This is a genomic window from Enterobacter sp. MALB-1 (genome assembly GCF_041021625.1).
In the GTDB taxonomy this organism is placed as follows: Bacteria; Pseudomonadota; Gammaproteobacteria; order Enterobacterales; family Enterobacteriaceae; genus Enterobacter; species Enterobacter oligotrophicus.
The window spans coordinates 770,211-792,171 of sequence record NZ_JBDPJL010000001.1 but is presented as its reverse complement, the minus strand read 5'-3'; the positions used below and the strand labels follow the sequence as shown (position 1 = coordinate 792,171).

General features: G+C 56.1%; 19 protein-coding genes. 10 read left to right on the top strand and 9 right to left on the bottom strand.

Features of this window, described 5'->3' with window-relative positions; all coding sequences use genetic code 11:
• The first annotated feature begins 2 nt into the window (after positions 1-2).
• Both metC and yghB read left to right on the top strand, forming a co-directional pair.
• A complete protein-coding gene (gene metC, locus ABGB15_RS03810; RefSeq protein WP_215722502.1) occupies positions 3-1,190 on the top strand; it encodes a cystathionine beta-lyase in 1,188 nt (395 codons plus the stop codon).
• Between the two features lie 143 nt (positions 1,191-1,333).
• Complete coding sequence (yghB, locus tag ABGB15_RS03805) at positions 1,334-1,993, top strand: DedA family general envelope maintenance protein YghB (protein WP_152082235.1); 660 nt, start codon at positions 1,334-1,336, stop codon at positions 1,991-1,993.
• A gap of 45 nt (positions 1,994-2,038) precedes the next feature.
• Here the strand turns inward: yghB and ABGB15_RS03800 are convergent, their stop codons facing one another.
• Entirely contained in the window at positions 2,039-2,938 is a 900-nt protein-coding gene (locus tag ABGB15_RS03800; protein ID WP_152082236.1) for an AraC family transcriptional regulator, read from the bottom strand.
• A gap of 195 nt (positions 2,939-3,133) precedes the next feature.
• Between ABGB15_RS03800 and yqhD the strand changes: the two genes are divergently transcribed.
• Together yqhD and dkgA are read left to right on the top strand one after the other, a co-directional pair.
• Positions 3,134-4,297: an alcohol dehydrogenase gene (gene yqhD, locus ABGB15_RS03795; protein WP_152082237.1), complete on the top strand. Its 1,164-nt coding sequence runs from the start codon at positions 3,134-3,136 to the stop codon at positions 4,295-4,297.
• A 105-nt stretch (positions 4,298-4,402) separates the two neighbouring features.
• A complete protein-coding gene (dkgA, locus tag ABGB15_RS03790) occupies positions 4,403-5,230 on the top strand; it encodes a 2,5-didehydrogluconate reductase DkgA (protein WP_152082238.1) in 828 nt (275 codons plus the stop codon).
• A 94-nt stretch (positions 5,231-5,324) separates the two neighbouring features.
• Here dkgA and ABGB15_RS03785 read toward each other — a convergent pair whose 3' ends face one another.
• The 5 genes from ABGB15_RS03785 to ABGB15_RS03765 all read right to left on the bottom strand — a co-directional run bounded on the left by ABGB15_RS03785 (position 5,325) and on the right by ABGB15_RS03765 (position 12,803).
• A complete protein-coding gene (locus ABGB15_RS03785) occupies positions 5,325-7,502 on the bottom strand; it encodes a YgiQ family radical SAM protein (protein ID WP_152082239.1) in 2,178 nt (725 codons plus the stop codon).
• Positions 7,503-7,652: 150 nt separating this feature from the next.
• Entirely contained in the window at positions 7,653-9,065 is a 1,413-nt protein-coding gene (ftsP, locus tag ABGB15_RS03780; protein WP_152082240.1) for a cell division protein FtsP, read from the bottom strand.
• Positions 9,066-9,123: 58 nt separating this feature from the next.
• Positions 9,124-9,861: a 1-acylglycerol-3-phosphate O-acyltransferase gene (gene plsC / locus ABGB15_RS03775; protein ID WP_152082241.1), complete on the bottom strand. Its 738-nt coding sequence runs from the start codon at positions 9,859-9,861 to the stop codon at positions 9,124-9,126.
• A gap of 162 nt (positions 9,862-10,023) precedes the next feature.
• On the bottom strand, positions 10,024-12,282 hold the full coding sequence (parC, locus tag ABGB15_RS03770; protein ID WP_215722500.1) for a DNA topoisomerase IV subunit A: 2,259 nt from the start codon (positions 12,280-12,282) through the stop codon (positions 10,024-10,026).
• A gap of 119 nt (positions 12,283-12,401) precedes the next feature.
• Entirely contained in the window at positions 12,402-12,803 is a 402-nt protein-coding gene (locus tag ABGB15_RS03765) for a YgiW/YdeI family stress tolerance OB fold protein (protein WP_152082243.1), read from the bottom strand.
• Positions 12,804-12,942: 139 nt separating this feature from the next.
• Between ABGB15_RS03765 and qseB the strand changes: the two genes are divergently transcribed.
• The 5 genes from qseB to lysM all read left to right on the top strand — a co-directional run bounded on the left by qseB (position 12,943) and on the right by lysM (position 16,564).
• Complete coding sequence (gene qseB / locus ABGB15_RS03760) at positions 12,943-13,602, top strand: quorum sensing response regulator transcription factor QseB (protein WP_152082244.1); 660 nt, start codon at positions 12,943-12,945, stop codon at positions 13,600-13,602.
• The gene (gene qseC / locus ABGB15_RS03755; RefSeq protein WP_215722499.1) at positions 13,599-14,948 is read left to right on the top strand and encodes a quorum sensing histidine kinase QseC; all 1,350 of its coding nucleotides are present in this window, start codon (positions 13,599-13,601) and stop codon (positions 14,946-14,948) included. The genes qseB and qseC overlap by 4 nt, the downstream gene beginning before the upstream one ends.
• Positions 14,949-15,053: 105 nt before the next feature.
• A complete protein-coding gene (locus tag ABGB15_RS03750) occupies positions 15,054-15,635 on the top strand; it encodes an NAD(P)H-dependent oxidoreductase (RefSeq protein ID WP_152082246.1) in 582 nt (193 codons plus the stop codon).
• 30 nt (positions 15,636-15,665) lie between these two features.
• A complete protein-coding gene (locus ABGB15_RS03745) occupies positions 15,666-15,980 on the top strand; it encodes a putative quinol monooxygenase (RefSeq protein ID WP_008502984.1) in 315 nt (104 codons plus the stop codon).
• Positions 15,981-16,123: 143 nt separating this feature from the next.
• Positions 16,124-16,564 carry a peptidoglycan-binding protein LysM gene (lysM, locus tag ABGB15_RS03740; protein ID WP_014885249.1) on the top strand — a complete coding sequence of 147 codons (441 nt, stop codon included), beginning with the start codon at positions 16,124-16,126 and terminating at the stop codon, positions 16,562-16,564.
• A gap of 32 nt (positions 16,565-16,596) precedes the next feature.
• Here the strand turns inward: lysM and ABGB15_RS03735 are convergent, their stop codons facing one another.
• Genes ABGB15_RS03735 through ABGB15_RS03725 form a run of 3 tightly spaced genes read right to left on the bottom strand, consistent with a single transcriptional unit; the run spans position 16,597 to position 20,931 of the window.
• Entirely contained in the window at positions 16,597-17,784 is a 1,188-nt protein-coding gene (locus ABGB15_RS03735) for a glycoside hydrolase family 88 protein (protein WP_152082247.1), read from the bottom strand.
• Between the two features lie 27 nt (positions 17,785-17,811).
• Positions 17,812-19,080 (bottom strand): oligosaccharide MFS transporter, encoded by a 1,269-nt coding sequence (locus ABGB15_RS03730; RefSeq protein ID WP_152082248.1) that lies wholly within the window; start codon positions 19,078-19,080, stop codon positions 17,812-17,814.
• Positions 19,081-19,113: 33 nt separating this feature from the next.
• Positions 19,114-20,931: a DUF2264 domain-containing protein gene (locus ABGB15_RS03725; protein ID WP_215722498.1), complete on the bottom strand. Its 1,818-nt coding sequence runs from the start codon at positions 20,929-20,931 to the stop codon at positions 19,114-19,116.
• Positions 20,932-21,097: 166 nt separating this feature from the next.
• On the opposite strand from ABGB15_RS03725, the gene ABGB15_RS03720 reads away from it, so the two are divergent.
• Positions 21,098-21,937 (top strand): AraC family transcriptional regulator, encoded by an 840-nt coding sequence (locus tag ABGB15_RS03720; protein WP_215722497.1) that lies wholly within the window; start codon positions 21,098-21,100, stop codon positions 21,935-21,937.
• Positions 21,938-21,961 lie beyond the last annotated feature (24 nt).

The window sequence follows — 21,961 nt, the reverse complement described above, 5'->3', positions numbered from 1 at the left end:
ACATGACTAAGAAGCATCTTGAAACCACGCTGGTACAGGCCGGACGCAGCAAAAAATACACGCAGGGATCGGTGAACAGCGTGATTCAACGGGCCTCCTCGCTGGTGTTTGATACCGTTGAAGATAAAAAAACAGCCACGCGTAACCGTGCCAAAGGCGGCTTGTTTTATGGTCGTCGTGGCACGCTAACCCATTTTTCGCTGCAGGAAGCGATGTGCGAACTGGAGGGCGGCGTGGGGTGTGCGCTGTTTCCGTGCGGTGCGGCGGCGGTCGCCAACACCATTCTGGCGTTTGTGGAACAGGGCGATCATATCCTGATGACCAACACGGCTTACGAGCCAAGCCAGGACTTCTGCACCAAAATTCTCAGCAAGCTCGGCGTGACGACCGGCTGGTTCGACCCGCTGATTGGTGAAGGTATTGCAGAACTTATTCAGCCGAACACGCGCCTTGTGTTCCTGGAATCTCCCGGTTCCATCACCATGGAGGTGCACGACGTACCGGCCATCGTAAGGGCCGTGCGCAGCAAAGCGCCAGAGGCGATCATCATGATCGACAATACCTGGGCGGCAGGCGTGCTGTTTAAGGCGCTGGAGTTTGATATTGATATCTCCATTCAGGCGGCGACCAAATACCTGATAGGGCACTCCGACGGTATGATCGGCACGGCTGTGTCTAACGCCCGCTGCTGGGATCAACTGCGCGAGAATGCTTACCTGATGGGCCAGATGGTTGATGCCGACACCGCCTACATGACCAGCCGCGGCATCCGCACGCTCGGTGTGCGTTTGCGTCAGCACCATGAAAGCAGCCTGAAGATAGCCGAATGGCTGGCGCAGCACCCTCAGGTGGAACGCGTTAATCATCCGGCATTATCGGGCAGTAAAGGCCACGAATTCTGGCAACGAGATTTTACGGGCAGCAGTGGGTTGTTCTCGTTTGTTCTCAAAAAACGGCTGAATAACGACGAGCTGGCACACTATCTGGATCATTTTTCCCTCTTCAGCATGGCCTACTCCTGGGGCGGGTTTGAATCGCTGATCCTGCCGAACCAGCCGGAACAGATCGCGGCTCTGCGTCCCGGCGGCGAAGTGGACTTCAGTGGAACCCTGATCCGACTGCATGTTGGTTTAGAAAATGTGGACGATTTAATTGCGGATTTAGCGGCAGGGTTTGCGCGTATCGTGTAAAGTGCTGGCTGAAAATGTACTCCCTGGACGCTTTTGTGAACACTGCGCACGGAAAAGTCTGCATGAGTTGCGTCCGCGATCAAACCCGGTGGGCGAAATAGGGAGTACAATAGCGCTATATCTGCTGTTCCACAGGAAAGTCCATGGCTGTTATTCAAGATATTATCGCTGCGCTCTGGCAACACGATTTTGCTGCGCTGGCGGACCCGCATGTTGTGGGTATTGTCTATTTCGTGATGTTCGCGACACTGTTTCTGGAAAATGGATTACTGCCAGCCTCGTTTTTACCCGGTGACAGCCTGCTTCTGCTTGCAGGGGCATTAATCGGCAAGGGCGTCATGGACTTCGCACCAACGATGGTGATCCTTACTTCTGCCGCCAGCCTGGGCTGCTGGCTGAGCTATATGCAGGGCCGCTGGCTCGGCAATACCCGCGTGGTGAAAAGCTGGCTGGCACAGTTGCCGCACAAATATCATCAGCGGGCGACCTGCATGTTTGACCGTCACGGCCTGCTGGCGCTGCTGGCGGGCCGTTTTCTGGCGTTTGTCCGCACCCTGCTGCCAACCATGGCGGGCATCTCCGGCCTCTCAAACCGCCGCTTCCAGTTCTTTAACTGGCTGAGCGCGTTGCTGTGGGTCGGCGTGGTGACAACGCTCGGCTACGCGCTGAATATGATCCCGTTAGTGAAGCGTCATGAAGATCAGGTGATGACTTTCCTGATGGTACTGCCGATTTTCCTGCTGGTTGCAGGGCTGGTGGGGACGATCGCGGTAGTGATTAAGAAAAAGTATTGCAGCGCCTGATCCCCTCACCCTGACCCTCTCCCCATAGGGGAGAGGGGAAAAAACCTAAGCTCCCTGCATGGTTCGGATGCGCGAAGCATCTTCTCCCGGCGTGACGCCGAAATAGCGCTTAAACTCCCGACTAAACTGTGACGCACTTTCATAGCCAACGCGCATCGCCGCTGCGCTGGCCTTCATACCGTCGTGGATCATCAGCATCCGCGCCTTATGCAGGCGGTAGGTTTTGAGATACTGCAGCGGCGACGTGCTGGTCACCGATTTAAAATTGTGGTGAAACGCCGAGACGCTCATGTTCGCTTCCGCCGCCAGCTGGTCAACGCTGAGGTTTTCCGTGTACTGGCTTTCAATGCGTTTCAGCACGCGGCTGATCAGGCTGAAGTGGGTCTGTCGGCTCACCAGCGCCAGCAACGCCCCGCCACCCGGCCCTAACAGCACGTGGTAGAGGATTTCGCGGATAATCTGCCTGCCGAGAATGCGCGCATCCAGTGGCCGCTCCATAACATCCAGCAGGCGTTCAATGGCGCAAAGAATTTCGTCCGATAACGTCGCTGAGTTGATCCCGCTCGCCGCAACAGACGGCTGAAACAGCTCGTCTTCGCCAATCTCCATCAGCAGCTCCTGCAACTGCAGAATATCAACATTTAGCCGAATCCCCGCCAGCGGGACCGCCTCTGTCGCGAAAGTTTCACACTCAAAGGGTAAAGGTACTGTCAGGAGCAGGTATTCATTAGTGTCGTAACGAAACACGCGTTCATTGATATAGCCAATTTTATGGCCGGAAAAGAGAAAAACGATGCCCGGCTGGTACATCACAGGCGTGCGCGTGCCTGGCTGTGTCCCGTAGAGCAGACGGATGTCCGGCAACAACGCGTCAACGTTATTCTTTTTATCTATCAATTGTTTAATCTGAGAGGTTAGCTGCAAACAGATTTCTTCGCGATTCATTTTTTCCTGCTCCGGGTACGGTTTCCGACGCACACAGTGTGCGCATTTTCTCGCGAATTCTCCAGCGCCGTGTAGAAATGGGCAAGACATCGGCAGGAATGTGCATTGAGAGCATAGCCTCAGCCAGCCACAATGTGCAGCATCAGGTAGCCTTCTGCGCCGCCACGGTTTTTCACCCACATAAGGGAACGAGCAATGAACAACTTCAATCTTCACACCCCAACCCGCATCCTGTTTGGCAAAGGCGCTATCGCCGATCTGCGCGAGCAAATCCCGGCTGACGCCCGCGTGCTGATTACCTACGGCGGCGGCAGCGTGAAAAAAACCGGCGTGCTGGATCAGGTTTACAGCGCGCTGGAAGGTCTGGACGTGCGTGAGTTCGGCGGCATCGAACCAAACCCGTCTTACGAAACGCTGATGAACGCGGTGAAAATCGCCCGCGAAGAGAACATTACTTTCCTGCTGGCGGTCGGCGGCGGTTCTGTACTGGACGGCACAAAATTCATCGCCGCTGCAGCGCACTACGCGGACGGCATCGATCCGTGGCATATCCTGGAAACCCGCGGCAGCGACATTAAAAGCGCGATCCCGATGGGCTCCGTACTGACTCTGCCCGCGACCGGTTCGGAGTCCAACAAAGGCGCGGTCATCTCGCGTAAAACCACGGGTGATAAGCAGGCCTTTATGAACGAACACGTTCAGCCTGTGTTCGCCATTCTGGACCCGGTTTACACCTACACCCTTCCTGCCCGCCAGGTGGCTAACGGTGTGGTCGACGCCTTTGTTCACACCGTTGAGCAGTACGTTACCTACCCGGTTGATGCCAAAATTCAGGATCGCTTTGCGGAAGGCATTCTGCTGACGCTTATCGAAGAAGGCCCGAAAGCGCTGAAAGAACCGGAAAACTATGACGTGCGTGCCAACGTGATGTGGGCGGCGACTCAGGCACTGAACGGCCTGATTGGGGCGGGTGTGCCGCAGGACTGGGCGACCCACATGCTGGGCCACGAACTGACGGCGATGCATGGTCTGGATCACGCACAGACGCTGGCCATTGTTCTGCCTGCGCTGTGGAACGAAAAACGTGATACCAAACGCGCCAAACTGCTGCAGTACGCTGAGCGCGTGTGGAATATCACCGACGGTTCTGACGATGCGCGCATTGATGCGGCCATCGAAGCGACCCGCAGCTTCTTTGAAGCTCTGGGCGTGCCAACACGTCTCTCCGGCTACGGCCTGGACGGTAGCTCCATCCCTGCCCTGCTGGCAAAACTTGAAGCACACGGAATGACCCAACTGGGCGAGCACGGTGACATCACGCTGGACGTGAGCCGCCGTATCTACGAAGCGGCGCGCTAAGCGTTTTTGTTATCCCGCCTTTCGTTTTTTGACATTTCGTCCAGACTTAATGCACACCACATCGTCGGAGGAACCCTTCGACGATGAGCACCTGAAGGAGGAAAAATGGCAAACCAAACCGTAATTAAGCTGCAGGATGGCAACGTAATGCCCCAACTGGGGCTCGGTGTATGGAAAGCCGGTAACGACGAGGTCGTCTCCGCCATTCATAAAGCACTGGAAGTCGGCTATCGGTCTATTGATACCGCAGCCGCCTACAAAAATGAGGACGGCGTGGGCAAAGCCCTGGCCAGTGCTGGCGTTTCCCGCGACGAGTTATTCATTACCACCAAACTGTGGAACGACGATCAAAAGCGCCCCCGCGAAGCCCTGCAGGAGAGCCTGGATAAACTCCAGCTTGATTTCGTCGACCTGTATCTGATGCACTGGCCGGTTCCGGCAATCGATCATTACGTTGATGCCTGGAAAGGGATGATTGAGCTGCAAAAAGAGGGGCTGGTGAAGAGCATCGGCGTGTGCAACTTCCAGGTGCATCACCTGCAGCGCCTGATTGATGAAACGGGCGTGGCACCGGTGATCAACCAGATCGAGCTGCACCCGCTGATGCAGCAGCGTCAGCTTCATTCATGGAACGCGACGCACAAAATCCAGACTGAGTCCTGGAGCCCGCTGGCACAGGGTGGAGAAGGCGTTTTCGACCAGAAAATTATCCGTGAACTGGCGGATAAGTATGGAAAAACGCCGGCACAGATTGTTATCCGCTGGCATCTGGACAACGGTCTGGTGGTGATCCCGAAATCGGTCACGCCATCGCGCATCGCTGAGAACTTCGACGTCTGGGATTTCCGCCTGGACAAAGACGAACTGGGCGAGATTGCGAAGCTGGATCAGGGCAAACGGCTTGGGCCGGACCCGGATCAGTTTGGCGGGTAATAGTAAAAAAGCCGGGTGGCGGCTCCGCCTTACCCGGCCTACGCTCTGACCTGTAGGCCCGGTAAGCGCAGCGCCACCGGGCATTTTTACAGGTTTAACCGATCTTACGTTTTCCCGTTTTTTTCGTCCCCGTAGCGCCACCGTTCGAACGCTGATGCACAATCGGCGTATGTTTGGTCAGCGCCGGGCGTGTATGGCGATTCTGACGACGCGCTTCGCGCATCTCATCCAGCGTCGGGGCCGGCACCAGGCAGTCGCGGCGCGAGCCGATCAGGTGTTTTTTACCCATCTCTTCCAGCGCCTGGCGGATCAGCGGCCAGTTTTTCGGATCGTGATAGCGCAGCAGCGCTTTATGCAGACGGCGCTGTTTATCCCCTTTCGGCACCACCACGTCTTCACTCTTATAGCCAATCTTACTCAGCGGGTTTTTGCCGGTGTAATACATGGTCGTCGAGTTGGCGAGCGGCGACGGGTAGAAGTTCTGCACCTGATCCAGACGGAATCGACGCTGCTTCAGCCACAGCGCCAGGTTCACCATGTCTTCATCACGGGTGCCGGGGTGTGCGGAAATGAAGTAAGGGATCAGATACTGCTCTTTCCCTGCCTGTTTTGAATAGGTATCAAACAGCTGTTTAAAGCGGTCATAGCTGCCCATGCCCGGCTTCATCATTTTGGACAGCGGGCCTTCTTCGGTGTGCTCCGGGGCGATCTTCAGATAACCACCAACGTGGTGCGTCGCCAGCTCTTTGATGTAACGCGGATCTTCCACGGCGATGTCGTAACGCACGCCGGAGGCGATCAGGATCTTCTTGATGCCTTTCAGGTCACGCGCGCGGCGATAGAGATTGATCGTCGGCTCGTGGTTAGTGTCCATATGCTGGCAGATATCAGGGTAAACGCACGACAGGCGGCGGCAGGTCTGCTCCGCACGCGGCGATTTACAGCGCAGCATGTACATGTTGGCAGTAGGACCACCCAGATCGGAGATCACGCCGGTAAAGCCCGGCACCGTGTCGCGAATGGCTTCGATCTCGTTAATGATCGAATCTTCAGAACGGCTCTGAATAATACGACCTTCGTGCTCGGTAATGGAGCAGAATGAACAGCCACCAAAACAGCCGCGCATGATGTTGATCGAGAAGCGGATCATCTCATATGCCGGGATACGGGCGTTGCCATAGGCAGGATGCGGAACACGTTTGTACGGCAGGGCAAAGACGCTGTCCATCTCTTCAGTCGAGAGCGGGATCGCCGGAGGGTTAATCCAGATAAACCGCTCGCCGTGCTTTTGCATCAGTGCGCGCGCGCAGCCAGGGTTGGTTTCGTGGTGCAGAATACGGGACGCATGGGCGTAAAGCACCTTGTCGCTTTTCACTTTCTCAAAAGACGGCAGCAGCACGTAGGTCTTTTCCCACGGCTTCGGACGCGGTGGCTGTACGACAATGGCTTTCGCTTCGGCTTTTTTCGGTTCCACCGGTTTGTTATCCGCGCACGGCAGATCCTCGCCGTAAGGATGCGGGATCGGGTCGATTTTGCCTGGCATATCGATAATGCGGGAATCCACCCCGCTCCAGCCCGGCAGCGCTTCTTTCACCATAATCGCGGTGTTGCGCACGTCGCGGATGCTGCTCACCGGCTCGCCCTGCGCCAGACGGTGCGCCACTTCCACCAGTGGGCGCTCGCCGTTGCCGTAGATCAGCATGTCGGCTTTGGAATCCACCAGCACTGAACGACGCACGGTATCAGACCAGTAATCATAATGGGCGGTACGGCGCAGGCTCGCTTCGATGCCGCCCAGGATGACCGGCACCTCTTTCCAGGCTTCTTTGCAACGCTGAGTGTAGACCAGCGTCGCGCGGTCCGGACGTTTGCCCGCCACGTTACCGGCGGTGTAGGCGTCATCATGGCGCAGTTTACGATCCGCGGTATAGCGGTTGATCATCGAGTCCATGTTGCCTGCGGTCACACCGAAGAACAGGTTAGGTTTGCCCAGACGCATAAAGTCGTCTTTGCTGTTCCAGTCAGGCTGGGAGATGATCCCCACGCGGAAGCCCTGGGCTTCAAGCATGCGGCCACAGATCGCCATGCCAAAGCTCGGGTGATCGACATACGCATCACCCGTCACCAGAATGATATCGCAGCTATCCCAGCCCAGTTGGTCCATCTCTTCGCGGGACATCGGCAGGAACGGAGCCGGTCCAAAGCAGGCCGCCCAGTGCTGGGGCCAGGAGAAGAGGTCTCGATCCGGCTGGATCAGGGAAATTGCGCTCATAATGCTTCCGAAGAAAAAACAGACAAAAGGAGCGGGATTATACGCTGGATTATTGTGGGAAATGAAGGGGTATTTATTGCCCGGTAGCGCTTCGCTTACCGGGCCTACGGGCCTGTAGGTCGGGTCAGGCGAAGCCGCCACCCGACACGTTTACGGCGCTGGATTGACCAGCATCTGCCCCACGGAACCCCTGTCCATCATCTCCAGCGTCTGGCTGTGGAACAGGAACGGGAAGTGCGGCCACGAAGGCTGGCCATAGTAGACCAGCAGTTCAACCTGCCCATCCACCCAGACGGTATCTTTCCAGCCACGGTCTTCCGGGAACGGCATTGCCCCGTTGACGTTGCGGATCAGGAATGACACCCCTTCAATATGGAACGACTGCGGCATGTCCGAGCGAACCGTCCAGCGCTCCCAGGTGCCTTGCTGGGCAGTGATATCAATGCGATTGACGTCCCACAGCGCACCGTTGATCCCCGGATCGTCGCCCAGGCTGATATCGCGGCTGCGCACGGGCGATCCATTGAGGATCTCCTGCGGCAGTAAACGCATTGGCAGGCTATCGGTGACCAGTGGCAGCAGGCCAGTCGGGCGCAGAGTCAATACCAGCGTGGAGACCAGAATGCTCGATGGTTCGAAGAACCCGCGAATGCGATCCACAATGCTCGCCGCTTCACCGCAGGTAACAGACACTTCATCCCCGTTGGTCATGTCCACGAGAATTTCCCGACGTTCGCCCGGTGCCAGCGCCAGTTGCTTGACGGAAACCGGCGCAGGTAAAAAGCCCTGATCGCCTGAGATCACATGCAACGCGCGGCCATCACTCATCTGAAGCTGGTAGCGGCGCGAGTTGGACGCGTTAAGCAGACGCAGGCGCACCCAACCGCGAGAGACTTCGACATACGGGCTTTGTGCGCCGTTGACCAGCAGCGTGTCACCGACAAAGCCGCCGCTGCCCGGCTCGCTGTACTCCGGCGTGCCGAAGTTATCCAGACGTTTGTCCTGAATAATGACCGGGAAATCATCCACACCGTAGTGGTTCGGGATCGGCAGTGATTTGCTGATTTCATCTTCGATCAGCCACATTCCGGCGAGGCCGTTATAAACCTGCTGCGCCGTGCGGTTAGGGGTGTTGGCGTGATACCACAGCGTAGCCGCGCTCTGACGGATCGGCAGCACCGGAGCCCAGTCAGCATTTGGCGACATCATGCGCGCCGCACCGCCCATCAGCGGGCCAGGAACCTGTAAACCGCTGACGGTCATGGCGACATTTTCAGTCGTGCGGTTACTGTAAATCAGCTTAACGTCATCGCCGTTCCACACACGGATGGTCGGCCCAAGATAGCGCCCGTTAATTCCCCAGACGGACGCGCGCGTCCCCTGGGTAAAGGACCAGTGGCTGCGCTGCAGGGTCAGGAAAAGCGGCTGCCCGCGACGGGATTCAATCAACGGCGGAATGGGCAGCGGCTGCTGCTGCCCGGCGGCGCTGGCTCTCAGCGGCATCGCACCCGCACAGAGGGCGATCCCCGAAGCCTGAATAAACTGACGCCGACTGAGTGACATATAAGCTCCATCTGAAACGACTAACAACGCGGGAATTCGTTTTCCCTGTAACGCCGGATTAAATTTTTCCGGCGGCTTCTCTCTCTGCGACTTCTTTGTCGAGCTGCGCAATATGCTGAGCCATCAGCTCACGGCAGTGTGCTGCCAGCTCGCGCACCTGATCTTTACCGTACTTACTGGTGTCCACCGGCGGCAGCATTTCGACAATAACCAGCCCGTTATTCAGACGGTTGAGATTAATCTTATTAGAAGTATTGGAAACACACACAGGAATAATTGGAACGCCTGCCGCAATTGCAGCATGAAACGCACCGGTTTTGAACGGCAGCAGGCCACGACCACGGCTGCGCGTCCCTTCCGGGAACATCCAGATGGAGATTTTGCGTTTCTTAAAGTGATTCACTACTTCCGCAATGGTGCCGTGCGCTTTCGCGCGATTGTTACGGTCGATCAGCAGGTTACCGGTGAGCCAGTACAGTTGACCGAAAAACGGTATCCACAACAGACTCTTTTTCCCTACGGTCACGGTCGGCGGCAGTACGATGTTTGAGGCCGTCACCATATCGTAGTTGTTCTGATGATTTGCGATATAAATGGCGTTCCCGAAATGCTCAGCTCCTTCAGGCAGGCGTTTTTCAACCTTCAGACCAAACAGTGGCGCAAGACGACCAAACATATGCCCAAAGGTGGCAACATGCTTTGGATTACGCGGGCTGAACAGGCAATAGATGCAGCCGAAAACACAGACCAGAATGCAGTAGATAACGGTAAGAATGAGACGAACAATGTATAGCATAGCGACCTCTGAAGCCCCAACAGCGACAATTATACTTCACCTGTGGCCAGGTAAGGACTTTATTACGAGCGCGTATTGTTAATCGCAACGCACGAATTAACAACGTTTTTACGGGAAATTTTCCTGAAATACCCCCTCCGGAACAGAGGGGGCTAAATCTGGTTACGCTTCGCTGTCGTCCGCTTTTGGACGAACCGGAGAATCAACATCTATCCGGTCGATACGCTGCAGGCCACGCATCAGTGAACCGCGGCGACCGCGCTCACCGACCACCTTCTGCAACTCTTCCGGACGAAGTTTGATTTTACGTTTGCCGACATGAATGGTCAGCGTGCTCTGCGGCGGCAGAAGGAAGAGGTGCGCCAGGCCATCTTCGCCTTTTGCTGCTTCCGCCGACGGAATGTTAATGATCTTGTTGCCTTTCCCTTTCGACAGCTCCGGCAGATCGCTGACCGGGAACATCAGCATACGTCCGGCAGCGGTGATCGCCAGCAGCATGTCGCTCTCGTTCTCAATCACCAGCGGCGTCATGACGTGCGCATTATCCGGCAGGCTGATCAGCGCCTTACCGGCACGGTTGCGCGACACGAGATCATTGAAGGTACAGATAAAGCCGTAACCTGCGTCAGAGGCCATCAGCAGTTTTTGGTCGTCGGCTTCCATCAGCATATGCTCAACGGTCGCACCCGGCGGCAGCGTTAGCTTGCCGGTGAGGGGTTCGCCCTGCCCGCGCGCGGATGGCAGCGTGATTGGGTCGATGGCGTAGCTGCGGCCCGTGGAGTCGATAAACGCCACCGGCTGGTTACTCTTCCCTTTCACCGCCGCTTTGAAGCTGTCGCCGGATTTATAACTCAGCCCCGGCGCGTCGATATCGTGGCCTTTGGCGCTGCGCACCCAGCCGCTTTGCGACAGCACAATGGTCACCGGCTCGGACGGTTGCATGTCGTGCTCGTTCATCGCCTTCGCTTCTTCGCGCTCGTGCAGCGGAGAACGGCGGTCATCGCCGAATGCTTCGGCATCGGCCTGCAGCTCTTTCTTCAGCAGGTTGTTCATCTTGCGTTCGGACGCCAGGATCGCCTGGAGCTGATCGCGCTCTTTTTCCAGATCGTTCTGCTCGCCGCGGATCTTCATCTCTTCCAGTCTGGCGAGATGGCGCAGTTTCAGTTCGAGGATCGCTTCGGCCTGGGTTTCGCTGATACCAAAGCGCGACATCAGCGCGGGCTTCGGCTCGTCCTCGGTACGAATGATCTCAATCACTTCGTCGATATTGAGGAACGCCACCAGCAAACCTTCAAGGATATGCAGGCGCTTAAGCACTTTTTCCAGACGATGATTCAGACGACGACGCACCGTATCGCGGCGGAACGCCAGCCATTCGGTGAGGATCTCCAGCAGGTTTTTCACCGCCGGGCGACCATCAAGGCCGATCATGTTCAGGTTGATGCGGTAACTTTTTTCCAGATCGGTGGTGGCAAACAGGTGGTTCATCACCTGCTCCATGTCCACGCGGTTAGAACGCGGCACGATCACCAGACGAGTCGGGTTCTCGTGGTCGGATTCGTCACGCAGATCGTCCACCATCGGCAGCTTTTTATTGCGCATCTGGGAGGCGATCTGTTCCAGCACTTTCGCACCGGAGACCTGGTGCGGCAGCGCGGTGATCACCACCGCACCATCTTCTTTTGTCCATACCGCGCGCATACGCACGGAGCCGCGGCCGTTCTGGTAGATTTTGCGGATTTCCGCGCGCGAGGTGATGATCTCTGCCTCGGTCGGGTAGTCCGGCCCCTGCACGATATCGAGCAGATCGTCCAGCGAGGTTTTCGGCTGTTCAATCAGGGTGATGGCGGCTTTCGCCACTTCACGCAGGTTGTGCGGCGGAATGTCCGTCGCCATACCGACCGCAATACCGGTGGTACCATTCAGCAGGATATTCGGCAGACGCGCAGGCAGCATCTTCGGCTCCTGCATCGTGCCGTCGAAGTTTGGCACCCAGTCGACGGTGCCCTGCCCCAGCTCGCCCAGCAGCACTTCGGCATATTTAGACAAACGGGATTCGGTATAACGCATCGCCGCGAAGGATTTCGGATCGTCCGGCGCACCCCAGTTCCCCTGCCCGTCCACCAGCGGATAGCGGTAAGAGAACGGCTGCGCCATTAACACCATCGCTTCATAACAGGCGCTGTCGCCGTGCGGATGGTATTTACCCAGTACGTCACCGACGGTACGGGCGGATTTTTTGAACTTGGCGGTGGCGTTCAGCCCCAGTTCGGACATCGCATAGACGATGCGGCGCTGAACGGGCTTCAGGCCATCCCCGATAAACGGCAACGCCCTGTCCATGATGACGTACATGGAATAGTTCAGGTAGGCGTTTTCCGTGAATTCATGTAGCGCGAGGCGCTCTGCCATATCGCTCATTACGTGTGATTCCTCAACTCAGAAACCGATGGGTTTCAGGCAATATTGCCGCAGATACTACCTTATCTGACGAGTTGAGTCACAAAGAAAAAGGGCCGGATGAGCGGCCCTTTTCTGCATTATTTGTTCAGCCTGATAACCTGCTTCACGTCGATTTCGAATTCGTTCCAGTCTTTGTCGACTTTCCCCTGCAGTTCCACTTTATCCTGCGGCGTCACGGTCACGCCGTTCCAGCGCTTGTGGTCAATCTCGACCACTACCGTGCCGGTTTCATCGCGGAAGGTGTAGCGGTCATCGGACAGGCGCTCGGTGATGTTCCCGCGCAGCTTCACCCAGGCATCGTCCTTCAGATCTTTCACTTTTGCCGCCGTCGTCAGGTTAGCGTTGTTATCGACAAAACCGCCCTGCTGGGTTTGCGTCTGGGTTGCGGTTGCAGACGGGCCGTTAAAACCACCCTGTGCAGCAAAGACCGGCGCGGTGGTCATCATCATGATGGCCGCAATAGCAGCGAATTTTTTCATATTAATCTCTCCCTTTAATGTCGTTTCGCAGTCCATTAAACAGGGTAAACCTTAACAACTTCTTAAGGGGAAAATTTATTTATTTTTACTGTACAGCGGGCTTATGCAGAGGGTTTACTGACGGCATCAAGGAGCGAACATGCGCATTTTACTGGTAGAAGACGACAAGTTAATCGGCGATGGCATCAAAGCGGGCTTAAGCAAAATGGGGTTTAGCGTGGACTGGTTTACCGACGGGAAAACCGGCCAGACTGCACTGTACAGCGCCCCCTATGATGCCGTGGTGCTCGACCTGACGCTGCCGGAAATCGACGGGCTGGAGATCCTGCGCGCCTGGCGCGAAAGCGGACGCAGTGAGCCGGTACTGATCCTGACCGCGCGGGATGCGCTGAACCAGCGCGTCGAAGGGCTGCGTCTGGGCGCAGATGATTACCTGTGCAAGCCGTTCGCGCTGCTTGAAGTGGCTGCCCGCCTTGAAGCGCTGGTGCGCCGCAGCCACGGCCAGACGCGCAGCGAGCTACGTCACGGCAACGTCACGCTCGATCCGACAAGTCTTGTCGCCATGCGGGATGGCGAAACGCTGGCGCTCAAACCGAAAGAGTTCGCCCTGCTGGAACTGCTGATGCGCAATGCAGGCCGCGTATTGCCGCGTAAACATATCGAAGAAAAACTTTATAACTGGGATGACGATGTCTCCAGTAACGCCGTGGAGGTTCACGTTCATCACCTGCGCCGCAAGCTCGGCAGCGGGTTTATCCGCACCGTCCACGGCATCGGCTATACCCTGGGTGACGCATGAAACTGACCCAACGCCTGAGCCTGAAGCTGCGTCTGACGCTTCTTTTCCTGTTGCTGTCGCTGGCGGCCTGGTTTGCCGCAAGCGTGGTGGCCTGGCAACAGACCACCCATAAGCTCGATAAACTGTTCGATACCCAACAAATGCTGTTCGCCAAACGGCTGCTGACGATGGAACTTAACGAGCTTCGCGCGCCAGAACGCATGCGCGAGGTGCCGAAAAAAGCCAGACACGGGCATCTGGACGACGACGCGCTGGCCTTCGCCATCTTCACGACTGACGGCAAAATGGTGCTTAACGACGGCGAGAACGGGCGCGATATTCCGTACCACTATCGCCGGGATGGGTTCGATGACGGACGGCTTCAGGACGATAACGACGAATGGCGCTTTTTATGGCTGACGTCGCCAGACGGTAAATACCGCGTGGTGGTCGGCCAGGAGTGGGAGTATCGGCAGGAGATGGCGCTGGACGTGGTCAGTTCCCAGCTGACGCCGTGGCTGGTGGCGCTGCCCCTGATGCTGCTGTTGCTTATCGTCCTGTTAAGCCGCGAACTGAAGCCGTTGAAAAAGCTGGCGCAGACGCTGCGTTCACGCTCACCTGACGCCACCGATTCACTGCCGACACAAGGCGTGCCCACAGAGGTTCGTCCACTGCTCGACGCGCTGAATCATCTGTTTGCCCGCACCCAGGAGATGATGACTCGCGAGCGCCGCTTCACCTCCGATGCCGCCCACGAATTGCGCAGCCCGTTAGCCGCGCTGAAGGTGCAAACCGACGTGGCGCAGCTCTATCTGGACGATCCTGAGGCACAATCTAAAGCCCTGTCGCAGCTTCATGCGGGTATCGACCGCGCCTCACGTCTGGTGGATCAGCTCCTCACGCTGTCGCGCCTGGATTCGCTGGACAACCTGGACGATGTCGAACCGGTGACAATGGCTGATTTACTGCAGTCTGCGGTGATGGATATTTATCATCCGGCACAGCAGGCAGGTATCGACGTTCGGCTCAACGTCAACGCACCGCAGGCCACGCGCAACGGGCAGCCACTGCTGCTGAGCCTGCTGGTGCGCAACCTGCTGGATAATGCCGTGCGTTACAGCCCGCGCGGCAGCGTGGTGGACGTTACGCTGGACGCGCGCAGCTTTACCGTGCGCGACAATGGCACCGGTATTTCACCGGACGCGCTGGCCCGGATCGGTGAGCGCTTTTATCGCCCGCCAGGGCAGGATGAAACGGGCAGCGGGCTGGGATTGTCGATTGTGAAGCGCATTGCTGCGCTTCACGGTATGCGTGTGTCGCTGGCGAATGCCGCAGACGGTGGATTTGAGGTTAACGTCAACTGGTGAGGGATTATTGCTGCTCAGGCAAAAGACTTTGCACATTTTGCTCATTTTACCGTTACGCCCTCGCGCGTAGAATACCCGGCATACTCTCTTCTCCGAGGACAAATAATGAGCAACATTCTGATTATCAACGGCGCGAAAGAATTTGCGCACTCTAAAGGCCAGCTGAATGACACCCTGACCGAGGTCGCGGACGGTTTCCTGCGCGACGCCGGACATGATGTTAAGGTCGTGCGCGCGGACAGCGATTATGACGTAAAAGCCGAAGTGCAGAATTTCCTGTGGGCGGACGTAGTGATCTGGCAGATGCCGGGCTGGTGGATGGGCGCGCCGTGGACGGTAAAAAAATACATGGATGACGTGTTCACCGAAGGTCACGGCTCACTGTATGCCAGCGATGGCCGTACCCGTTCAGACGCGTCCAAAAAATACGGTTCCGGCGGCCTGATTCAGGGCAAAAAATATATGCTGTCCCTGACCTGGAATGCCCCGATGGAAGCCTTCACCGAGAAAGATCAGTTCTTCGAAGGCGTGGGCGTCGACGGCGCGTATCTGCCGTTCCACAAGGCGAATCAGTTCCTGGGCATGGAGCCGCTGCCGACCTTTATCGTCAACGACGTGATTAAAATGCCGGATGTCCCGCGCTATATCGCAGAATATCGCAAGCATCTCGCAGAAATTTTTGCTTAACTGGTAGCCTGGAATTAGAAGGAGTTAACCATGCTTACCGTTATTGCTGAAATCCGTACTCGTCCAGGCCAACATCATCGCCAGGCGGTGCTGGATCAGTTCGCGAAGATTATCCCGACCGTACTGAAAGAAGAAGGCTGCCATGGCTATGCGCCGATGGTGGATGCTGCCACAGACGCGAGCTTCCAGGCGACCGCGCCAGACTCCATTATCATGGTTGAGCAGTGGGAAACCGTAGCGCATCTTGAGGCGCATCTGCAAACCGCACACATGAAAGCCTGGAGCGACGCGGTGAAGGGTGACGTTCTGGAAACCCATATCCGTATTCTGGAGCAAGGGGTTTAAGTTTCCCCTCACCCCGCCCTCTCCCACAGGGAGAGGGAGAACCCATCCAGGCCCGGTAAGCGTTAGCGCCGCCGGGCTTTTTTTATCACCTTAAAACCCAACTGCTATGCTTATTCTGACTTCATGATTAACAGGAGGATGGAATGGGTCTTTTTAACTTTGTAAAAGAAGCAGGCGAAAAGCTGTGGGATAACCTGACCGACCACAAAGGTCAGGGCGACAAAATCACCGAGCACCTCAAAAAACTCAATATTCCCGGCTCAGATAAAGTTCAGGTTAACGTTACCGACGGCAAAGCCAGCGTGACGGGCGACGGGCTGACTCAGGAGCAGAAAGAGAAAATCCAGGTCGCCGTCGGGAACATCGCGGGCGTCAGCGAGGTTGAGAACAATATCACCGCGACCGACGCCAAAGATGAAGCCACTTACTATACGGTGAAATCAGGCGATACCCTGAGCGCCATCTCCAAAACCGTGTACGGCGATGCCAACCAGTACAACAAGATTTTTGAGGCTAACCGCCCGATGCTCTCCAGCCCGGACAAAATTTATCCCGGCCAGACGCTGCGTATTCCTAAGGCGTAACCCGGCAGTCGGGGGTCGCCCCCCGACTGTTTTTACCAGTACAGTTTCCAGCTCTGCGTAAAACGCACCAGTGCCTCAACGTAGAAGTAATCGCCCCAGCTCGCACACTCATCCACGCCTTTATTGCTCGCCAGATGATACACCGAGTGCTTAAGCAGCCCGTTGCCCTTTTCGTCTTTGCCCATCAGATAGTGCTTTGTCAGCGAGGACATAATCCCTTTCGCCCATTCGAGGTAACGTTCGCGATCCGGATCTGTGACCGGCAGATGTTTCACCAGCTCCAGCAGCCCACACACCGCAATCGCCGCCGAGGAAGAATCACGCAACGCATCGGTGCCCACCAGCGCCAGATCCCAGTGGCAGACGTTGTCTTCCGGCAGACGGTTGAGGAAGTAGTTCGCCAGCCGTTTTGACAGGGCAATCATTGTCTCATCGCCGGTATAGATATAGCTCAGCAGGAAGCCGTAAATCCCCCACGCCTGCCCGCGCGACCAGCAGGAGTCATCGGCATAACCTTGCTGCGTGTTGCCGTAGCGCGGCGCACCGGTTTCCACATCCATATAGTAGGTGTGGAACGTCGAGGCATCTTCACGAATGAGATACGTCGCCGCCTGCATCACGTGCGCTTTTGCGGCGTCAGCAAAGCGCGGATCGCCCGTTTGTTCGGTCGCCCAGTAGAGCAGCGGCAGGTTCATGTTGCAGTCGATGATCATGCGTCCGGCCTGCTCCGGATCGGCCAGATCCCCCCACGCCTGAATGATCTTCGCCTTCTCATGGAAGCGTTCCAGTAAGGCTTCCGCCGCCAGCAACGAGAAGCCACGCGCCTCCCGGTTACCCGTCAGCCGCCAGGCCGCCACGCAGGAGAGTGTGTAGAGGAAGCCCAGATCGTGAGTGTTGGTGTCGTTGCGCCCGGCGATGCGCAGGCCAAACGAACGCACATGTTTTTCCGCCATCGCGCGGAATTTCTCCTCGCCGCTCATCTCCCACGCCAGCCACAGCTGACCGGTCCAGAAGCTGGTGGTCCACTCCACGTTGTCAGTCAGCGGATAAAACCCCTCTTTGCAGGTTTCCGCCGGGAATTGCTCACCGAATTCCGTTAAATGACGGCTAATCAGGTCGAGGACATGGCTGCGCGCCGAGCTAAGTTCATCGCTAAATGCACGTGGATCAACAGGCTCAGAAATCGCGGGCAGGCGTTCCTCTTTGATACGACTTAACATATTTCGGTTCCTTCTTTGACGGCGTAATTATCGGGTTGGATTGTGTTCTGCAATATTCATCGTTTGTGCGCCGCGCCATTTACTCTGGCAGGCGGATAACGTAAAGACAGAAATAAGGGTAAAGGTCAGCGCGGTAGCGCCCATGATGATATATGTCTGCTCAAAGCCGATGCGGTCATAGAGATATCCGGCCGGGGAAGAGACCACCACATTGCCGACATACAGCATCGCCTGATAGCCCAGCAAATACATCGTGGCGTTTACGCGTTTATCGAAATGCTCGGCGATATATTTAAAGACAGAGACCAGCAGCAGACAAATTTCCAGGCCGTACAGCGGCTTAAGGATCGAGATTAATAGATGCGAATCGCACAGACCGGAAATAATCAGACGCGCACCCACCACCAGCCCGACAATTAACAGCCCGCGCTTGGCACCAATAAAGTTTACAAACAGCGGGATCACCATATACATGACGAACTCCATCCCCGACTGGACGGTTCCCAGATAACCAAACACCGCATTGCCCTGGTGGATATCATCGAAGAAGGTGACGAAATAACGCGAGAACTGCTGTTCAGCAATAAACATCATCCACGCCACACCCGCCACATACAGGCAGAACGCCCAGAATTTACGGTTCCGCAGCAGGGCATACACATCTGACGGGGCGATTTTCTCTTTGGTTAACACCTCACCTGCATGAGCGGAGTTAGTGTTCACTTTCAGGCTCAGCAGGACAATCAGCATCACCACTGAGGCCACGCTGCCCATAATGAAGTTATATGCCGGAGAGAGATTAAACAGCAGCCCGGAGAAGGACGACGCCACCGCCCAGCCGAGCGATCCCCACATACGGATTTGACCAAACTCCATGCCGTTTAAGCGACTGAAACGATCGGAATAGGATTCGCATGCCGCCACGCCCGCATACCAGGCAAAACTTAAATAGAGCGCACCGATAATAATCCCCAGCATGGTGTTGGACATCAGCAGAGGCTGGTAAACGTAAATAAAGAACGGTGCCATCAGAGCAGACATCGCCACTACAAAATAGAGCAGATATTTGCTCATGCCGATTTTATCGAGAATATAGCCGTAAATCGGTTTAAGAATAACGGAGAAGACGCCGTTAACCGCGAATACCGTGCCAATCACCGAACCGCTGAGATTCGCTTTCTGGCCGAGCCAGATGGCCAGCAAGCCAATACTGGCTGACCAGGTAAAGAAGTAGAGAAAAATAAAACTGCTGATTTTGTAATATTCGGTTTTGTTCGTTGTAGATGTGTTTTTCATACCATCCTCGCCGACGTGTAGGGGCCAGAGTTTTTATAAGGTGAACGACAGCTGGCGTTCGCTTCCGGGTTCGCGAATAACGACCTGGTTATGGGTAATATTCAGCTGCGGCGTGACCGCAAAATATTTTTGTTTTTCACTGGCCGTAACGGCACAGCACAGCCAGCTCTCTCCTTGCGGAATGTCAGTTTTGAGCAGCGGAATGGCGGCACACTCCGGGAACATCACGCTGCTGTTGGGTGGCGTGACCATGCTGTCCGGTTCGCGCGTAATTACCGGCGAGAGATCGACAATCGCGCTGCTGCCATTTTCTGCCGCCAGGTAACAGCCACGATCGCGGATCTGGTGTTCGGTTTTCATCACCGCAAAGCCGCCTTCCGCCGTTTGCAGGGTTCGCCCACTGTTAATGCGGTGCAGACGCAGATGCCACTCCCCAAACGGCACTTGCCAGGTTTCGATATGCACGTCATGCCACGGCGACCAGCGAGAGAAAATGTAATTTTCCTCGACTCGCACCGCTTCACACTCGCGGCGTCCGCGGAAATAGTTGTCCCCGTCCGCCAGCAGCAGCATGGAGTCGCAGGCGGCATGTTTCAGGCCAAAGCGTCCGCGCTCAATGGTGAAACCAAAGCGGCTGGAGTAGGCAAATTTGGTGTATTTGGCTTCGGTGTTGACGTAGTTGTTCAGCTCAAGCTGTCCGGCAGTGAGCATTGTGACGTGCTGTGAGCCATTTGAATGCATCAGGATCTGCTGCGCATGCGGGATCACATGTTTTTCTGCAAGCGCGGGCAGCGGTTGTTCTTCCGCCTGCCAGAACGGGTGTTCTTCCGGCAGTGCCAGGATCAGAAAGGTTTTCAGCGCCCAGTATGGCGATCCGGGGGAGTTGTAATCTTCGCACATGGCCAGGTTCGGATACGCAAACCCGAGGGTCAGAATACCGTCGCGATCGATAATGGGTTGCTGTTGCCACCAGCGCAGATGACGCAGCACAATGCCCTTCACAACGCCTGGTGTGAATACCTCCAGCCCGGAAAAGGCCACCGCGCTCCAGAAGGCGACCATCGCAAAGCGGTAGGTCAGGCTACGGCCAAACGGCACCGATGCACCATCTGCAGCGGACCAGTAGATAAAGTCTTCAGCAAACAGACGAGAACGTTCGCGCAAGACTATCGCCCTCTCTTCATCACCGCTTAGCGTGGCGTAAATCAGGCCATAGAAGTGAAACGCCATTGAGATGTAATAGTCTTTCGGGCGGCCCGCCCCATCGGAATACCAGCCGTCGCCCAGGTAATAGGCATCCATCATTGCAAAACGGCGGTCAACCGCGGCCTGGTCATACGGCAGCCCGGCGCGTTTGAAACCAAGCTGCACCATAATGGCAAAATAGTTCCAGTTACTGTCCGGCATCTGCGCGTCGGTGATCTGGTTGAGCCACGCGTGCAGATTCATCACTTCACGCTCAGTGAAGCATTCGGTGAGTTTATCTCCCAACAGAGAAAGCCCCAGACCGTAAGCCGCCATCTCCACCAGGCGCTGATCGTATGGCCCGGTTTCGCCCCAGTAGCCTGCGTTTTGCGGATCGGTTCCTTGCTTAATCGCCGTGATGTATTTCTCGCTGAACGGCGTGGACTCGCCGGATGCCATCAGCGGAAACAGCCCCCACAACGCGCGGGAAAGCCCTTCCATCTGCGCAATATCCGTCGCGTAATGCGCGCAGGTATCACCCAGCGAGAAACGCGAACTTTCTGCCGGAAACTGTTTATCCAGCGCGCCCAGCATCGCGTTTAATGACGCCACCACATCCTGGCGTGAAGACAACGGATTTGATTTTTCTTTGTTTGCCGCCCACATAGGTTCACCCTCGTAATCAACTGCGGCAAAGCATAGTGAATCCGCAAGGTGCAGAAATGTTAGCCATGTCACAGGTGTGAACGATGAATAAACCCACAGTTGAGAAAATTTAAAAAGGTGGTTTATAAATACATTCCAGTGGGGAAAAATTGAGTTTTATTGCACTATGCGCGATACGCCGACGTCCGATCATCTGGAGCTGATCACGCTGAACGATACCGTGGTGTCGTTCAGTCGCCTCTTTGCGAACACCGTTCGCTATCATCACTGGCACCAGTGTCTGGAAATTCTTTATGTAGAAGAAGGGTTTGGCGTGGCGATTGTCGATAACCGTCACTACACCATGCGTCCCGGACGCCTATTTTTCTTCCCGCCTTTTACCCTGCATAAGGTGATGGTCGACGAGCAGGCAGAGTCCCTTTATCGGCGCACGATTATTCATCTTGACCAGCACGCCGTGCTGAAAGCCCTTCGCGATTTCCCACATACTCAGCAGCGGCTGCAAGTGCTTTCACGCCGGGGCGGAGAGGCATGGGTGGCGGATCTGGCGCACTGTCATAGCCATATTGACCATCTGTTTAGCTGCTATCAGACGCCCATGAACAGCGAGGGCATTGCGGGGCTGCTGATCAGCCTGTTTGCCATGCTGCCTGATGACAACGACGGAGCGCCGGGCAACAGCCAGGGGATCGCCAGCCAGGTGATGTTCTGGCTGGATGAGCATTATCAGGAGAAATTTCGGCTGGATGCGCTGGCAGAAGAACTGGGTAAATCGCGAAGCTATGTGTCACGAAAATTCCATGCGGAAACGGGCGAGAAAATTCATGATTATCTGAATACGCTACGGCTGCGTAAGGCGTGTGAATGCCTGCTTCACTCGGATGCGAGCGTGCGTGAGATCGCCACGCGGGTCGGGTTTTCTGACGTCACGTGGTTTATCAGCGCGTTTAAAAAGGGGATTGGGGAGACGCCGCTGCAGTACCGGAAAAATCATTCTGGCCACTGAGCGGCTGTTTTGAAGCCCCTCTCC

Bases quoted from the DNA above. Each gene is read 5' to 3' on its own strand.
- metC (WP_215722502.1), top strand. From the start codon at position 3: ATGACTAAGAAGCATCTTGAAACCACGCTGGTACAGGCCGGACGCAGC.
- yghB (WP_152082235.1), top strand. From the start codon at position 1,334: ATGGCTGTTATTCAAGATATTATCGCTGCGCTCTGGCAACACGATTTT.
- ABGB15_RS03800 (WP_152082236.1), bottom strand. From the start codon at position 2,938: ATGAATCGCGAAGAAATCTGTTTGCAGCTAACCTCTCAGATTAAACAA.
- yqhD (WP_152082237.1), top strand. From the start codon at position 3,134: ATGAACAACTTCAATCTTCACACCCCAACCCGCATCCTGTTTGGCAAA.
- dkgA (WP_152082238.1), top strand. From the start codon at position 4,403: ATGGCAAACCAAACCGTAATTAAGCTGCAGGATGGCAACGTAATGCCC.
- ABGB15_RS03785 (WP_152082239.1), bottom strand. From the start codon at position 7,502: ATGAGCGCAATTTCCCTGATCCAGCCGGATCGAGACCTCTTCTCCTGG.
- ftsP (WP_152082240.1), bottom strand. From the start codon at position 9,065: ATGTCACTCAGTCGGCGTCAGTTTATTCAGGCTTCGGGGATCGCCCTC.
- plsC (WP_152082241.1), bottom strand. From the start codon at position 9,861: ATGCTATACATTGTTCGTCTCATTCTTACCGTTATCTACTGCATTCTG.
- parC (WP_215722500.1), bottom strand. From the start codon at position 12,282: ATGAGCGATATGGCAGAGCGCCTCGCGCTACATGAATTCACGGAAAAC.
- ABGB15_RS03765 (WP_152082243.1), bottom strand. From the start codon at position 12,803: ATGAAAAAATTCGCTGCTATTGCGGCCATCATGATGATGACCACCGCG.
- qseB (WP_152082244.1), top strand. From the start codon at position 12,943: ATGCGCATTTTACTGGTAGAAGACGACAAGTTAATCGGCGATGGCATC.
- qseC (WP_215722499.1), top strand. From the start codon at position 13,599: ATGAAACTGACCCAACGCCTGAGCCTGAAGCTGCGTCTGACGCTTCTT.
- ABGB15_RS03750 (WP_152082246.1), top strand. From the start codon at position 15,054: ATGAGCAACATTCTGATTATCAACGGCGCGAAAGAATTTGCGCACTCT.
- ABGB15_RS03745 (WP_008502984.1), top strand. From the start codon at position 15,666: ATGCTTACCGTTATTGCTGAAATCCGTACTCGTCCAGGCCAACATCAT.
- lysM (WP_014885249.1), top strand. From the start codon at position 16,124: ATGGGTCTTTTTAACTTTGTAAAAGAAGCAGGCGAAAAGCTGTGGGAT.
- ABGB15_RS03735 (WP_152082247.1), bottom strand. From the start codon at position 17,784: ATGTTAAGTCGTATCAAAGAGGAACGCCTGCCCGCGATTTCTGAGCCT.
- ABGB15_RS03730 (WP_152082248.1), bottom strand. From the start codon at position 19,080: ATGAAAAACACATCTACAACGAACAAAACCGAATATTACAAAATCAGC.
- ABGB15_RS03725 (WP_215722498.1), bottom strand. From the start codon at position 20,931: ATGTGGGCGGCAAACAAAGAAAAATCAAATCCGTTGTCTTCACGCCAG.
- ABGB15_RS03720 (WP_215722497.1), top strand. From the start codon at position 21,098: ATGCGCGATACGCCGACGTCCGATCATCTGGAGCTGATCACGCTGAAC.